This is a genomic window from Klebsiella sp. GL120222-02 (genome assembly GCF_003097195.1).
GTDB lineage: Bacteria > Pseudomonadota > Gammaproteobacteria > Enterobacterales > Enterobacteriaceae > Klebsiella > Klebsiella variicola.
In genome coordinates, this window is the sequence record NZ_QEQO01000001.1 from 105,175 (window position 1) to 119,046 (window position 13,872).

Annotated in this window: 12 protein-coding genes and 1 other RNA gene; 6 read left to right on the forward strand and 7 right to left on the reverse strand. The window is 56.9% G+C overall.

Annotated features, from left to right (window positions below; genetic code table 11):
- Positions 1-25: 25 nt before the first annotated feature.
- The 4 genes from hemP to N438_RS27670 form a co-directional block, all read right to left on the reverse strand.
- Complete coding sequence (hemP, locus tag N438_RS00500) at positions 26-205, reverse strand: hemin uptake protein HemP (RefSeq protein ID WP_012967843.1); 180 nt, start codon at positions 203-205, stop codon at positions 26-28.
- Positions 206-360: 155 nt separating this feature from the next.
- Positions 361-1,407: a 3-deoxy-7-phosphoheptulonate synthase AroH gene (aroH, locus tag N438_RS00505; RefSeq protein ID WP_023322845.1), complete on the reverse strand. Its 1,047-nt coding sequence runs from the start codon at positions 1,405-1,407 to the stop codon at positions 361-363.
- 154 nt (positions 1,408-1,561) lie between these two features.
- The gene (locus N438_RS00510) at positions 1,562-2,395 is read right to left on the reverse strand and encodes a pyruvate, water dikinase regulatory protein (RefSeq protein WP_002909061.1); all 834 of its coding nucleotides are present in this window, start codon (positions 2,393-2,395) and stop codon (positions 1,562-1,564) included.
- Between the two features lie 144 nt (positions 2,396-2,539).
- Positions 2,540-2,659, reverse strand: a complete 120-nt coding sequence (locus tag N438_RS27670) for a hypothetical protein (protein WP_046878723.1) — start codon at positions 2,657-2,659, stop codon at positions 2,540-2,542.
- 75 nt (positions 2,660-2,734) lie between these two features.
- Here N438_RS27670 and ppsA point away from each other — a divergent pair, with 75 nt between their 5' ends.
- On the forward strand, positions 2,735-5,113 hold the full coding sequence (gene ppsA, locus N438_RS00515) for a phosphoenolpyruvate synthase (protein WP_012541376.1): 2,379 nt from the start codon (positions 2,735-2,737) through the stop codon (positions 5,111-5,113).
- Positions 5,114-5,199: 86 nt separating this feature from the next.
- Here the strand turns inward: ppsA and rprA are convergent.
- An RNA gene (rprA, locus tag N438_RS00520) (antisense sRNA RprA) lies at positions 5,200-5,307 on the reverse strand.
- A 189-nt stretch (positions 5,308-5,496) separates the two neighbouring features.
- Positions 5,497-6,609: an AI-2E family transporter YdiK gene (gene ydiK, locus N438_RS00525; protein ID WP_023322844.1), complete on the reverse strand. Its 1,113-nt coding sequence runs from the start codon at positions 6,607-6,609 to the stop codon at positions 5,497-5,499.
- Between the two features lie 218 nt (positions 6,610-6,827).
- Here ydiK and N438_RS00530 point away from each other — a divergent pair, with 218 nt between their 5' ends.
- The 3 genes from N438_RS00530 (at position 6,828) to N438_RS00540 (ending at position 10,743) form a co-directional block, all read left to right on the forward strand.
- Positions 6,828-9,884, forward strand: a complete 3,057-nt coding sequence (locus N438_RS00530) for an FAD-binding and (Fe-S)-binding domain-containing protein (protein ID WP_012541378.1) — start codon at positions 6,828-6,830, stop codon at positions 9,882-9,884.
- Positions 9,881-10,291, forward strand: a complete 411-nt coding sequence (gene menI / locus N438_RS00535; RefSeq protein ID WP_008804450.1) for a 1,4-dihydroxy-2-naphthoyl-CoA hydrolase — start codon at positions 9,881-9,883, stop codon at positions 10,289-10,291. Before N438_RS00530 ends, menI begins: the two co-directional genes overlap by 4 nt.
- 203 nt (positions 10,292-10,494) lie before the next feature.
- Positions 10,495-10,743: a GlsB/YeaQ/YmgE family stress response membrane protein gene (locus N438_RS00540; protein WP_002909014.1), complete on the forward strand. Its 249-nt coding sequence runs from the start codon at positions 10,495-10,497 to the stop codon at positions 10,741-10,743.
- A 96-nt stretch (positions 10,744-10,839) separates the two neighbouring features.
- Here the strand turns inward: N438_RS00540 and N438_RS00545 are convergent, their stop codons facing one another.
- Positions 10,840-11,160, reverse strand: coding sequence for a hypothetical protein (locus N438_RS00545; protein ID WP_012967847.1), 321 nt, complete (start codon positions 11,158-11,160; stop codon positions 10,840-10,842).
- Between the two features lie 608 nt (positions 11,161-11,768).
- On the opposite strand from N438_RS00545, the gene N438_RS00555 reads away from it, so the two are divergent.
- Both N438_RS00555 and N438_RS00560 read left to right on the forward strand, forming a co-directional pair.
- Positions 11,769-12,749 (forward strand): DUF1852 domain-containing protein, encoded by a 981-nt coding sequence (locus N438_RS00555; RefSeq protein ID WP_032730651.1) that lies wholly within the window; start codon positions 11,769-11,771, stop codon positions 12,747-12,749.
- Positions 12,750-12,772: 23 nt separating this feature from the next.
- The gene (locus tag N438_RS00560) at positions 12,773-13,804 is read left to right on the forward strand and encodes a methionine synthase (protein ID WP_032741154.1); all 1,032 of its coding nucleotides are present in this window, start codon (positions 12,773-12,775) and stop codon (positions 13,802-13,804) included.
- Positions 13,805-13,872: the final 68 nt, after the last annotated feature.

Here is a 13,872-nt window from a genome sequence, read left to right on the forward strand (position 1 = left end):
CCTCGCCCCGCGCTCAGCGGGGCGCTTACTTGGTCAGAATTAACTTCCCGGCGTTGGTCTGGCGCAGCAGATAGCGCTGGCCGCCATGTTCAATGACTACCCGTCCTTCGCTACCTAACAGCACCCGACTGCTAATCTGCCTGTCCGTCGCCACGGGATAAGGGGCATTGTCTTTTGGTTTTTCAGCTGTGGCAGTGTTATCCATACGCGTCATAGCTCTCAAAATAAAAATCAAAGCAACAATGATAATCATTATCAATAATGTTGTTTTTGACGGCAAGCGTTATTTATCGTGTTACCGGATTTGGTAGGGGAGTCACCGAAGGAAATAGCCCGCCGCAGGCGCGACGGGCGGAGCGGTTACAGACGGGTAGCGGTGGCGGCGGCCAGCTCGCTCAATAACCTTTCGCTGTCATCCCAGCTCAGGCAGGGGTCGGTGATCGACTGGCCCCAGGTCAGCGGCTGGCCGGGGACCACTTTCTGGGTGCCTTCCTGCAGGAAGCTCTCTGCCATAATCCCGGCGATGGCGGTGGAGCCCGCGCGAATTTGCTGACAGATATCGGCGCACACCTCCAGCTGACGGCGGTGCTGCTTCTGGCAGTTGCCATGGCTGAAATCAACGACCAGCTGTTCCGGCAGATCGAATTCACGCAGCGCCTCGCCGGCGGCAGCGATATCCTCGGCATGATAGTTTGGCTGTTTGCCGCCGCGCATAATGATATGCCCGTACGGGTTGCCGCTGGTCTGGTAAATCGTCATCTGCCCCTGCTTGTCCGGGGAGAGGAACATATGGCTGGCGCGGGAGGCGCGGATGGCGTCCACCGCGATGCGCGTATTGCCATCGGTGCCGTTTTTAAACCCGACCGGGCAGGAGAGCGCTGAGGCCATCTCACGGTGGATCTGGCTTTCTGTGGTGCGCGCCCCGATGGCACCCCAGCTGATGAGATCGGCGATAAACTGACCGGTCACCATATCGAGAAACTCGGTGGCCGTCGGTACCCCCAGCTCATTAACCTGCAGCAGCAGGCGCCGCGCCAGCTCAATTCCGTGGTTGACCCGGTAGCTGCCGTTGAGGTCCGGATCGGAGATTAAGCCTTTCCAGCCCACCACGGTACGCGGTTTTTCAAAGTAGGTGCGCATCACGATCTCCAGCTGCGGCTGGTAGCGCTCGCGCATGCCCTGCAGGAGGCGGGCATACTCCAGCGCCGCGTCGGTATCGTGAATGGAGCAGGGGCCGATAATCACCAGCAGGCGGCGGTCTTCGCCGTTGAGGATTTTTTCAATTCGGCGGCGGGAGGCCGAAACGTGGGCGGCCACGTCGGCCGTGACGGGATGGCGCTGGGCCAGTTCCGCGGGCGTTACCAGGCTTTCAATGCGCGCGGTACGCAATTCGTCTGTTTTATTCATTGGGGTCTCAAAAATCTGTTTCTTCCGCGGCGAAAATGCCGGGAAGTGATGCGCATCACGATAAACCAATCCCTGCTTATTGCAAGAGCAGGGCATGATCCTGTATAGGCCACGGGTGATAGCATAAACAAATTTTTAATAATGTACTAGTGTATTAGTACATTCTGCGATTCAGCCCCATGATGTCCATGATTTTTGTCGCAATTTCCTCAACAGAATAATTGGTACTGTTCAGGCACGGGATTTTATTTTTGCGATACAGGGCCTCCACTTCGGTCACCTCCATCCGACACTGACGCAGAGAGGCGTAGCGGCTGTTTTCCCGACGCTCTTCGCGGATGGCCGCCAGCCGTTCGGGGTTGATGGTCAGGCCGAACATCTTATGTTGCAGGGGCTTCAGCGACGCCGGCAGCACCAGATTGTCCATATCGTCGGCGATAAACGGATAATTGGCGGCGCGAATGCCGTACTGCATGGCGAGGTACAGACTGGTGGGCGTCTTGCCGCAGCGCGACACACCGAGGAGGATCACCTGGGCCTGATCGAGGTTACGCAGGGAGATGCCATCGTCGTGGGCGAGGGTGTAATCGATGGCGGCGATACGCGCATCGTATTTGATCAGGTTCCCGGGGTTCAGGCCGTGAGTACGGTGGGCCACTGGCGTCGGGTCGAGGTTGAGCTCCTGCTGCAGCGGGGCCACCAGCGCCTGCACGATGTCCTGACAAAAACCTTCACTTTGCAGAATAATGTCGCGGATTTCCGGGATGACGATGGAATAGAACACCAGCGGGCGAATACCCGTTTGCTGATAGATGGCGTCGATCTGCTCCTTTACCGCCCGCGCGCGGCTGATGTTTTCGACAAACGGCAGAGTCACGCTGCTGATGGCAACCGGGAATTGCGACATCACGGCATGCCCCAGTACTTCTGCCGTAATGGCGGTACCGTCAGAAATATAAAATACGTGGCGATCTACAGCACTTTCCATTTTGACCATCCGGTATAATGAGTTTAATTGCCTGAATACGGATATTAAATTTAAGCATATCCCTGTTTGATTTGTCTCTTGTTAAAATTGAAACGCTATTTTTGTTTTTTATGAAAAGGGTGGTTCATTTTCTTCTTTTTGCCGTTATTTCCAGCGTTTTTCGGCATAATTCCTAAAAATCATTAAGTTAACTATATCGCGGGAACAGTCCGAAAATTGAAAAAATAATTTGCTTGAACGATTCACCGTTTTTTTCAGCCCCATAAATATGTCAGGATAATCCTGCAGTCGATCGTGAAATTTTTTTCACTGGTATTAAATCACAAAAGGATTGTCTCGATGTCCAACAATGGCTCGTCACCGCTGGTGCTTTGGTATAACCAACTCGGCATGAATGATGTAGACAGAGTTGGGGGCAAAAATGCCTCCCTTGGTGAAATGATTACAAACCTGTCCGGTATGGGTGTTTCCGTGCCTAACGGGTTTGCCACCACCGCTGATGCTTTTGATCAGTTCCTGGACCAAAGCGGTGTTAACCAGCGCATTTATGCACTGCTGGATGAAACCGACATTGACGACGTTTCCGCATTAGCGAAAGCGGGCGCGCAGATCCGTCAGTGGATCATCGACACCCCTTTCCAGAGCGAACTGGAAAACGCGATTCGCGATGCTTATGACCTGCTGTCCGCCGATGACGCCGAGGCGTCATTTGCCGTGCGCTCTTCCGCTACTGCGGAAGATATGCCGGACGCCTCCTTCGCCGGGCAGCAAGAGACATTCCTCAACGTGCAGGGCTTTGACGCCGTGCTCGTTGCCGTGAAGCACGTGTTTGCCTCACTGTTTAACGATCGCGCGATCTCCTATCGCGTGCATCAGGGTTACGATCACCGCGGCGTGGCGCTTTCCGCCGGGGTGCAGAGGATGGTCCGCTCCGATCTGGCCTCCTCCGGCGTCATGTTCTCTATCGATACCGAGTCCGGTTTTGACCAGGTGGTGTTTATCACCTCGGCGTGGGGCCTCGGCGAGATGGTGGTGCAGGGCGCGGTGAACCCGGATGAATTCTACGTCCACAAGCCGACGCTGGCCGCTGGCCGCCCGGCCATCGTGCGCCGCACCATGGGGTCGAAAAAGATCCGCATGGTATACGCGCCGACTCAGGAGCACGGCAAGCAGGTGCGTATCGAAGATGTGCCGCAGGCGCAGCGCGATGTTTTCTCGTTAACTAACGAGGAGGTGCAGGAGCTGGCGAAGCAGGCGGTGCAGATCGAGAAGCACTACGGCCGTCCGATGGATATCGAGTGGGCGAAAGATGGCCACACCGGTAAGCTGTTTATCGTCCAGGCGCGTCCGGAAACCGTGCGTTCCCGCGGCCAGGTGATGGAGCGTTATACCCTCCACGCTCAGGGGCAGATCATCGCCGAAGGGCGCGCCATCGGCCACCGCATTGGCGCCGGCCCGGTGAAGGTGATCCACGATATCAGCGAGATGAACCGCATCGAACCTGGCGACGTGCTGGTCACCGACATGACCGACCCGGACTGGGAACCGATCATGAAGAAAGCCTCGGCGATCGTCACCAACCGCGGCGGACGTACCTGCCACGCGGCGATTATCGCCCGTGAGCTGGGGATCCCGGCGGTGGTCGGTTGCGGCGATGCCACCGATCGCATTCAGGAAAACCAGAACGTGACCGTCTCCTGCGCCGAAGGCGACACCGGCTACGTTTACGCCGAGCTGCTGGACTTCAGCGTCAAGAGCTCCAGCGTTGGCGAGATGCCGGATCTGCCGCTGAAGGTGATGATGAACGTCGGCAACCCGGATCGTGCGTTTGACTTTGCCTGCCTGCCGAACGAAGGTGTGGGGCTGGCGCGGCTGGAATTTATCATCAACCGCATGATTGGCGTTCACCCGCGCGCGCTGCTGGAGTTTGACGACCAGGAGCCGGGCCTGCAGAACGAAATCCGCGAGCTGATGAAAGGCTACGATTCGCCGAGAGAGTTCTACGTCGGCCGTCTGACCGAAGGGATCGCTACCCTTGGCGCCGCCTTCTACCCGAAACGCGTCATCGTGCGTTTGTCGGACTTCAAGTCGAACGAATATGCCAACCTGGTGGGCGGCGAGCGTTATGAGCCGGAAGAAGAGAACCCGATGCTCGGCTTCCGTGGCGCCGGACGCTACGTTTCCGAAAGCTTCCGCGACTGCTTCGCGCTGGAGTGTGAAGCGATGAAGCGCGTGCGTAACGACATGGGGCTGACCAACGTTGAAGTGATGGTGCCGTTTGTGCGTACCGTCGCCCAGGCGAAAGCGGTGGTCGAAGAGCTGGAGCGTCAGGGGCTGAAGCGCGGCGAGAACGGGCTGAAGATCATTATGATGTGTGAGATCCCATCGAACGCCTTGCTGGCCGAGCAGTTCCTCGAGTACTTCGACGGCTTCTCCATCGGTTCGAACGACATGACCCAGCTGGCGCTCGGTCTGGATCGCGACTCCGGCGTGGTCTCTGAGCTGTTTGATGAGCGCAACGACGCGGTGAAAGCCCTGCTGTCGATGGCGATCCGCGCAGCGAAAAAACAGGGCAAATACGTCGGCATCTGCGGCCAGGGGCCGTCTGACCATGAAGATTTTGCCGCCTGGCTGATGGAAGAAGGGATCGACAGTCTGTCCCTCAACCCGGATACCGTGGTGCAAACCTGGTTAGGTCTGGCGGAACTGAAAAAATAAGTTCGCCCTGACAGCACCGATCCCCGGCAGCGATGCCGGGGATTTTTTTTGCCTGTTGCAGGCTGTCCGCTGTGGCGATGCGCAGGACAAAAAAAAGCCCATCGTGGGAGATGGGCAAAGACTACACACAGCAATTCGTTGTTTCACTCAGGGGATTTCCATGCTTATAAATCAAGGTGTTGATTTATAACCGTGAGCTAATAGTAGGCAGCGGGGCCTTTGCCGTCGATCAGATTCCTCTCAATAGTTAAATTGTTGTGAAGGACCGGGGGAGGAAAGCGAGGGGAATGGCGCTCAGGGCCAGCGCTTTGCCGGCGATCAATAAATTTTGCTTAACAATAGGCGGGCAAGGAAACAGGCGGGTCTCCCCGCCTGCCAGGGCATTACTTGCGCCCAGCCTCCAGCTCGCTAAGCTCTTCGAGGACGACATCGGGGTCTTTCGGCGGCGGCGGCACTTCGTGTACCCAGGCGTCATACAGACGCCAGGAGACGGCCAGCAGCACTGGACCGATAAACAGACCGATCATGCCGAAGGCGATCAGTCCGCCAATGACGCCGGTAAGGATGAGGATCATCGGCAGGTCGGCGCCCATACGGATAAGCACCGGACGAATGACGTTGTCCATGGTGCCAACCACGCAGCTCCACACCAGCAGCACGGTGCCCCAGGTGGTGTCCCCGCTCCAGTAAAGCCAGATAATCGACGGCACCAGAACCAGCAAAGGGCCGAGCTGGACCAGACAGGTAAAGATCATCACCACGGTCAGCAGAGCGGCGTAGGGCACGCCGGAGATGGCAAGGCCGATCCCGCCCAGCACCGCCTGAGTAAGGGCCGTCACCACCACGCCCAGCGCCACGGCGCGCACGGCCTGGCCGGCCAGCAGCACCGCCGCATCGCCGCGTTTGGCTGCGAGGCGTGTAGCGAAGTAGCGGAAACCATAGGCCACCTGCTCGCCGCGCCAGTAGAGCAGCGCGCTGAACAACAGCATCAGACCGCAGTAGACCAGCAGCTTGCCGATGTGCGCCGCTTGCCCGACAAACCAGCTGGTGGTAGTGCCAATATAGGGGCGAACCTTGGCCATAATCGCCGAGCCGCCCATATCCAGCAGACCATGCCAGGCGGAATACAGCTTATCGCCGACCAGCGGCACGCTGTTCAGCCAGGCGAAATCCGGCAGCGTCACATTTCCACTGCTGATAAGTTTGATCAGCGGGACGCTGTTATCCACCAGGCTGTTGACCAGCAGAGCGATAGGAATAACGAATAACAAAAACAGCAGCAGGGTCATCGCAAGCACCGCCAGCAGTCGTTTGCCAAACAGCACGCGCTGCAGACGCAGCAGCACCGGCCAGGTGGCGATCACCACCGTACCGGCCCAGGCGAAGGACAGAATAAACGGCTGCACAACCCACAGGCAGGATATGATAATCAGGGCCAGGAACAGCACCGACAGCAGTATTTGCGGAATGTCCCGAGGCTGATGGGGGTTTATCATAGAGAAATTTTACCTTTCCAGTCGCGCCAAAAAGCTGGCGCCGCGTAAATCCATGTACTGATAATAATATCAATAATATTGCCGGGCTGATTTTGCACAGAAAACACGTGGGCGCATATGAAAAAAATGTGATAAAAAGTTGAATGCGCTACGCAAACGTTTAGTTAGCACCAACACAATATTTTCAAACACAACATAGTCAGGCAGGGTCAAGTGTGATGATCCCACAAATTTCTCAGGCACCAGGGGTAGTTCAGCTGGTGCTGAATTTTTTGCAGGTACTGGAGCAACAGGGTTTTACCGGCGATACCGCCACCAGCTATGCCGACAGGCTGACGATGGCCACCGACAACAGCGTCTATCAGCTGCTGCCGGATGCGGTCCTTTTCCCGCGTTCTACGGCGGACGTGGCCTTGCTGGCGCGCGTCGCCGCCGAACCGCGCTTTACATCGCTGGTCTTCACGCCGCGCGGCGGCGGCACCGGCACCAACGGCCAGGCGCTGAACGGCGGGATTATTGTCGATATGTCCCGCTATATGAATCGCATCATTGAGATTAACCCCGAAGAGGGCTGGGTGCGCGTTGAAGCCGGGGTCATCAAAGATCAGCTGAACCAGTTTCTTAAACCCTATGGTTACTTCTTTGCACCTGAGCTTTCCACCAGCAACCGCGCCACGCTGGGCGGGATGATAAACACCGACGCGTCCGGACAGGGATCGCTGGTGTACGGTAAAACGTCGGATCACGTGCTCGGTCTGCGAGCGGTGCTGATGGGCGGCGATATCCTCGACACCCAGGCGGTGCCAGTAGCGCTGGCGGAGACGCTGGGCAACACCCCATCGACGATTGGCCGGATCTATAACACGGTCTACCAGCGCTGCAAGACGCAGCGTGAACTGATCATTGATAAGTTTCCTAAACTTAACCGCTTCCTCACCGGGTACGATCTGCGCCATGTCTTTAACGATGAGATGAGCGAGTTCGATCTGACCCGTATTTTAACCGGTTCGGAAGGCACGCTGGCGTTTATTACCGAAGCGCGGCTGGATATCACCCGCCTGCCGAAGGTGCGCCGTCTGGTCAACGTTAAATATGACTCCTTTGACTCCGCGTTGCGTAATGCGCCCTTTATGGTGCAGGCGAAAGCGCTGTCGGTGGAGACTGTCGACTCCAAGGTACTGAATCTGGCGCGCGAGGATATCGTCTGGCACTCGGTAAGCGAACTGATCACCGACGTGCCGGATAAAGAGATGCTCGGGCTCAATATCGTCGAATTCGCCGGGGATGACGCTACGCTGATTGACCAGCAAGTCACTACCCTGTGCCAGCGGCTGGATGAGCTGATGGCCGGCAGCGAGGCGGGCGTCATCGGCTGGCAGGTCTGTCACGATCTCGATGGCGTAGAGCGGATCTACGCCATGCGCAAGAAGGCCGTCGGCCTGTTGGGCAATGCCAAAGGCGCCGCCAAGCCTATTCCTTTCGCTGAAGACACTTGCGTACCGCCTGAGCATCTGGCGGATTACATCGTCGAGTTCCGCGCGCTGCTCGACAGCCACGGCCTGAGCTACGGCATGTTTGGCCACGTTGATGCCGGGGTGCTGCACGTGCGCCCGGCGCTGGATATGTGCGATCCGCAGCAGGAGGTGCTGATGAAGCAGATCTCCGATGACGTGGTGGCGCTGACGGCGAAGTATGGCGGCCTGCTGTGGGGCGAACACGGCAAAGGCTTCCGCGCGGAGTACAGCCCGGCCTTCTTTGGCGAGGCGCTGTACGGCGAACTCAGGAAGATCAAAGCGGTCTTCGATCCCGATAACCGCCTGAACCCAGGGAAAATCTGTCCTCCGGAAGGGGTCGACGCGCCGATGATGAAAGTCGATGCGGTGAAGCGCGGCACCTGGGATCGGCAGATCCCCATCGCGGTGCGCAGCAGCTGGCGCGGGGCGATGGAGTGTAATGGCAACGGGTTGTGCTTCAACTTTGACGTCAAGAGTCCGATGTGTCCGTCGATGAAAGTCAGCAACCAGCGCATCCACTCGCCGAAAGGGCGCGCGACGCTGGTGCGTGAATGGCTGCGCCTGCTGGCCGACCGCGGCGTCGATCCCAACCAGCTGGAGAAGGCGCTGCCGGAGCAGGGCGTCAGCCTGCGTTCGCTGGTGGCGCGCACGCGGAACAGCTGGCATGCGCGTAAAGGGGAATATGACTTCTCGCACGAGGTCAAAGAGGCGATGTCCGGCTGTCTGGCCTGCAAAGCCTGTTCGACCCAGTGCCCGATCAAAATCGATGTGCCCGAGTTCCGTTCGCGCTTCCTGCAGCTGTATCACAGCCGCTACCTGCGCCCGGTACGCGACCATCTGGTGGCCTCGGTCGAATCCTATGCGCCGCTGATGGCGCAGGCGCCGAAGACCTTTAACTTTTTTATTAACCAGCCGTGGCTGAAAAAGCTGTCGGAGAAGCACATCGGGATGGTCGATCTGCCGCTGCTTTCGGCGCCGTCGCTGAAGCAGCAGATGGCCGGCCACCGCTCTGCCAACATGACGCTGGAGCAGCTCGAAGCGCTGAGCGCTGAGCAGAAAGCGAAGATGGTGCTGGTGGTGCAGGATCCGTTCACCAGCTACTACGACGCCCAGGTGGTGGCTGACTTTATTCGCCTCGTCGAAGCGCTAGGCTATCAGCCGGTGCTGCTGCCATTCTCGCCGAACGGCAAAGCGCAGCATATCAAAGGGTTCCTCACCCGCTTTGCTCGCACCGCGCAGAAGACGGCTGACTTCCTCAATCGCGTGGCGCAGCTTGGCATGCCGCTGGTCGGCGTCGATCCGGCGCTGGTGCTCTGCTACCGCGATGAGTATAAGCAAACCCTTGGCGATAAGCGCGGCGATTTCCAGGTGCTGTTAGTCCATGAGTGGTTGCCGAAGGCGTTGACGACCGCCGCCCGTCCCGAACAGGGAGGCGAGCCCTGGTACCTGTTCGGTCACTGTACGGAAGTGACCGCGCTACCGGCGGCGACAAAACAGTGGGCAGAGATTTTTGCCCACTTTGGCGCGAAACTGGAAAACGTCAGCGTTGGGTGTTGCGGGATGGCAGGGACCTATGGCCATGAAGTGAAAAACCATGCCAACTCGCTGGCCATTTACGCGCTCTCCTGGCAGCAGGCGATGCAGCGGCTGCCGCGTAACCGCTGTCTGGTGACGGGCTACTCCTGCCGCAGTCAGGTGAAGCGCATTGAAGGCAGCGGCGTTCGCCATCCGCTGCAGGCGTTACTGGAGATAATAGGATGATTTGGAAACGTCAGGCTACGCTGGAGCAGCTCAACCGGCTCGGTGAGGGAAACATGGTAGGGCTGCTCGATATTCGCTTTGAGACCTTTACCGACGATACGCTGGAGGCCACGATGCCGGTGGATAGCCGTACGCAGCAGCCGTTTGGCCTGCTGCACGGCGGGGCCTCGGTGGTGCTGGCGGAGACCCTGGGGTCGGTAGCGGGTTATCTGTGCAGCGAAGGCGAACAGAAGGTGGTGGGGCTGGAGGTTAACGCCAACCACATTCGTTCGGCGCGCGGGGGCCGGGTGCGGGGGGTCTGTAAAGCGCTGCACGTCGGCACTCGTCATCAGGTCTGGCAAATCGAAATCTTCGACGAACAGTCGCGATTATGCTGTTCATCGCGGCTAACCACCGCAGTAATATAAGCAGTGACCGGGAGGCGAATAGCCTCCCTTTTTTCAGGGTAATAAACGGTAACGGGTTTGTCAGGACCAGAGATTTTGTCGCACGGACCACCCTGCAGCGGCAAGGAATTATCTAATAAATATATTATTGCCGATCCACTCGCGTTATATATGCTACTCTTTTCAATACTAAATGCTTAAAGGTAACAAGAGGACGGTTAACCATGGGTATTCTTTCCTGGATCATTTTTGGACTTATTGCCGGTATTTTAGCCAAGTGGATTATGCCGGGGAAAGACGGCGGCGGGTTTATTGTCACCGTTATTCTGGGGATCATCGGCGCCGTGGTCGGCGGCTGGATCAGTACCCTGTTTGGTTTTGGCAAGGTCGACGGGTTTAATTTCGGCAGCTTTGTGGTTGCGGTAATCGGCGCGCTGGTCGTGCTGTTTATCTACCGGAAAGTGCGCAGTTAATTCTCAGCCATTCTGTTTCATTCTCGTTAACAAAGCTGCCGCGATAAGCGGCAGCTTTTTTATTGCAGTGCCCAGGTCAGGCGACCCGCGCAAGGGCTATTGCCCGTCGGCATCGCCGGTAACGGGCACCACCTCAACGTGAACTTCGTAGTGCTTCGCCGGGCTGGCCGGGATCAGCGCGGTCAGTTTGTTAATGGTTTCTGCCGGCGTATCGGTCGCTACTGTGGCCGAAAACAGCACCGGTCTGTGCGGCGGAAGCTGCGGCGGGAACGGCGGCAGGGGGCCACGGCCCATCTCCAGCGGGGGGCGGGCCCCGTTATCAACGGCGGGCGCCGGGACGTCGGTTTTATCGGCCGCAAAGGCGCTGGCGGCGGCAACCGCGGCGATGGCGAACAGGGCAGTCAAAGCTTTTTTCATCTGGTATTCCTCGATTAGCAAGTATCAAAAGAGTAGAGGGCGGCGGCAGGCGGGACAATCCCATGCGACGCGAATCCTCTGAATCTCCTTTTTTCTTCGCGAATGTGAAGGTCAGATGAGAGCTTGTGTCATTGGGGAAGCATTTTAGTTCAGCAGTACGCTCATAATCAGCAGCACGGCCATGCACATCGACATAATACTGATATCAACAATCATTCTTTACGACAAAAGCTCCAGCAAACGGGTACGGCACGGCGGCGACGTCAAAGCACGTATTATAGTGGTTAAAGATTGTACCCTGGCATATATTCACTGGACAAATGATTATTCGCCAGACGTTGCCTGAGTTGCCCGCGCCTGACCATAGCGCCATCACCACGACCGGTTCCACACCTTGCAACCAGCGCTCAGCGGAGCAACATGAGGATGGCTCATGTTGCAATGAATTTAAGTCGCTTTCCCTCCACCGCCGACTCTGGCAAAAATAGACTCATTAACGAATCAACAACATTTATCGGTTGAAGCGCGCCAGGCCTGACCCCGCGTTGCTTGTGGAATGGCAATCTGCTCATTCAGCTTCATACCCAACACCAGAATGGACAATCGCCATGACTAACGAATTTACCTATACGATTAAGCGCAGTCGTTTTGATGAAAACTATAACCCCGCGGAAAATACGCGTATTACCACCAACTTTGCCAATTTAGCCAGAGGGGAGAACCGTCAGGAAAATCTGCGCAATACGTTAATCATGATGAATAACCGGTTTAATACCCTGGCGCACTGGGATAATCCTCATAACGATCGCTATGCGGTGGAACTGGATATTATTTCTGTCGAGATGAATATTGCTCAGGATGGTGCCAGCTTCCCGGTGATAGAGATCCTGCAAACGCATATTGTCGATAAAAAGAGCGGAGAGCGCCATGCCGGTATCGCCGGTAATAACTTCTCCTCCTATGTGCGGGATTATGATTTTAGCGTTCTGCTGCTGGAACATAATAAAAACCGGGGTAGCTTTAGCGTGCCCGATAACTTTGGCGAGCTGCATGGCAATATCTTTAAGGATTTCGTGCAATCCAGCGCCTATAAGGCCAGCTTCAGCAAGGCGCCGGTGATTTGCCTGAGCGTCTCCAGCAAAGATGTTTACCGGCGTACCGGTAATGAACATCCGGTCCTCGGCATTGAATATGCTCAGGATGGCGTGTCGCTGACGGAGCGCTATTTCAGCAAAATGGGCCTGCAGGTGCGCTATTTTATGCCGAAGCACAGTGTCGCGCCGTTAGCCTTTTATTTTACCGGCGATCTGCTCAGCGATTACACCAGCCTGGAGCTGATCGCGACCATCAGCACGATGGAGACGTTCCAGAAAATATACCGCCCGGAGATCTACAATGCCAATTCCGCGGCGGGGCAATACTATCAACCCAATCTCAACCACCTGGATCATTCATTAACAAAAATTGTTTATGACCGGGAAGAGCGCAGCCTGTTGGCGATAGAGCAGGGTAAATTTACACAACAACATTTTATCAACCCGCACAAGACGTTGCTTGAGCAATGGTCTGCTAACTTCGCGCTTTGCTAAACCAAAATAAAAGGCTACTTATTATGAATACATGGCTTCCGACATCGACCGCCGGCAGTTTACCGAAACCGTCCTGGCTGGCGCAGCCAGAGACCCTGTGGTCGCCCTGGAAACTGTCCAGCGAGGAATTACTGGCCGGCAAGCGCGATGCCCTGCGTTTGTCCCTCGACGACCAGCTGCGTGCCGGGATCGATATTGTCAGCGACGGCGAGCAAACGCGGCAGCACTTTGTCACCACCTTTATTGAGCACCTCAGCGGCGTTGATTTTGCCAAACGCGAGATCGTGAAAATTCGTAACCGCTATGAGGCCAGTGTTCCAACCGTGGTGGGCGCCGTGGAGCGCCAGAAACCGGTCTTCGTGGAGGACGCGCGTTATCTGCGTCAGCTCACCAGTCAGCCGATCAAATGGGCGCTGCCAGGGCCAATGACCATGATCGACACGCTGTATGACAACCACTATAAAAGCCGGGAAAAGCTGGCCTGGGAGTTCGCCAAAATCCTTAATCAGGAAGCGAAAGAGTTAGAGGCCGCCGGGGTCGATATTATTCAGTTCGATGAGCCGGCCTTCAACGTCTTCTTTGATGAAGTCAACGACTGGGGGATCGCCGCCTTAGAAAGAGCGACCGAAGGGCTGAAGTGTGAAACGGCGGTGCATATCTGCTACGGCTACGGCATCAAGGCGAATACCGACTGGAAAAAAACGCTGGGTTCTGAGTGGCGACAGTATGAGGAGGCCTTCCCGCAGCTGCAGAAATCCTCCCTCGATATTATCTCTCTCGAGTGCCACAACTCGCGGGTGCCGATGGATCTGCTGGAACTGATCCGCGGTAAAAAGGTGATGGTCGGGGCGATCGATGTCGCCAGTCATGCTATCGAAACCCCGGAAGAGGTGGCAGAAACCCTGCGCAAGGCGCTGGCGTTCGTCGATGCCGACAAACTCTACCCGTCCACCAACTGCGGTATGGCGCCGCTGCCGCGCCATGTCGCGACCGGCAAACTGCATGCCCTGAGCGCCGGCGCCGAGATCGTTCGCCGCGAGCTGGCGGCAAAGTAAGGCGGGGCGCATTCCCGTTATCTTCCTTTGGCGGTGTCACTCATCGCCGGTTCACCTCCTGAGCGGGC